General features: G+C 59.2%; 1 protein-coding gene. It reads left to right on the top strand.

The features are described 5' to 3' along the window. Window positions 1-345 (top strand): DUF6124 family protein (locus HU811_RS27220; RefSeq protein ID WP_367616256.1); only part of this gene is annotated, 345 nt, incomplete at its 5' end. Window positions 346-373: the final 28 nt, after the last annotated feature.

Below are 373 nucleotides of genomic sequence, written 5' to 3'. Positions count from 1 at the left end.
CCAAAAGCCGAAAACCTGTCCGCCTACACCACCCTCGACACAAAAAAGCTCCGCGAAGCCGCCGACCGGGCGCTGAATATCCACTTGTCTCCCCCGGCCCCAACCCAACCCGATACCCACAATGGCCAGGTATTTTCAGTGGTCCCAGGCCTCAACACCGAATCCGTGTTGACCAGCCTCAGCGAAACCCTGGCTTCGGCCAACGCCATGGTCAGTGACCTGGCATTCGAGCTGGAAGGCTCCCGGCGGCATGTTGCGCTGGGGATTCAGCAGTTGATTGAACTGGGTACGTTGCTGGCCGATCGTGCGTTGGATGACATCGAATTGGCTGAGCCTACGCGGTAGTCATTGCACCTGTTCTCTGTGGCGAGGG

It is taken from the genome of Pseudomonas tehranensis, assembly GCF_014268615.1.
Taxonomy (GTDB): Bacteria; Pseudomonadota; Gammaproteobacteria; order Pseudomonadales; family Pseudomonadaceae; genus Aquipseudomonas; species Aquipseudomonas tehranensis.
This window is presented reverse-complemented; position numbering and strand designations above follow the sequence as displayed.